This is a genomic window from Nocardia noduli (assembly GCF_019038455.1).
Classification (GTDB): domain Bacteria; phylum Actinomycetota; class Actinomycetes; order Mycobacteriales; family Mycobacteriaceae; genus Nocardia; species Nocardia noduli.
Genome location: NZ_JAFMPL010000257.1, coordinates 1 through 646 on the forward strand (window position 1 = coordinate 1; position 646 = coordinate 646).

Below are 646 nucleotides of genomic sequence, written 5' to 3' on the forward strand. Positions count from 1 at the left end.
GATCGGTGCGTGGGCGGGTGCGGGGGCGGCGGCGATGGCGTCCGGGCCCGCGGTGGGTGCTTTGTTGATTCAGTACTCGGGCTGGCGTGCGGTTTTCGTGGTGAACGTGCCGATCTGCGTGGTGGTGGCGGTCGTAGCGATGGCGGTCATACCAGCGGGGCGGCGCGCCGGTGCGGTGGCTGATGGTTGGTGGGCAGCGGTGTTGTTGTCCGGTGGTGTGGGTGCGGTATTCGCGGCCGCGTCGCAGGCGCGGTGGTGGCCGGGGCCGTTGACGTGGTTGATCGGGTTGAGCGGGGTGTTCGCGATCGGTGTGGCGCTGCTCGAGGGCAGTGGCGGGCCGGGCGGCGGGCTGGTGGTGCGGTGGTGGCGGACGGTCGTGGTGGACACGGTCGGGTTGTTCGTCGCGGTGGCGGTGTTCGGCTACCTGTTGGCGGTACCGATGTTGGTCGCGGGCCCGGTGGGTTTGTCGCGGCGCGGTGTCGGGGTGTGTGTCGGTGTGGGCGCTGTGGTGGCGGTGGTGACGGCGCTGGTGGTGGGTCGGTGGGTGTCGCCGAGTAGTGCGCGCTGGTGTGGCGCTGCGGGTTTGGTCGGTGTCGCGGTCGGGTTCGCGCAGTTGGGTAGCGCGCACTTTGCGGGCGTGGATCCG

The 646-nt window shown here is 71.1% G+C and carries 1 protein-coding gene; it reads left to right on the forward strand.

Features of this window, described 5'->3' with window-relative positions; translation table 11 throughout:
• Positions 1-61: 61 nt before the first annotated feature.
• The coding region (locus tag JZ792_RS41260) for a hypothetical protein (RefSeq protein ID WP_216918426.1) at positions 62-646 on the forward strand (585 nt) is incomplete at its 3' end.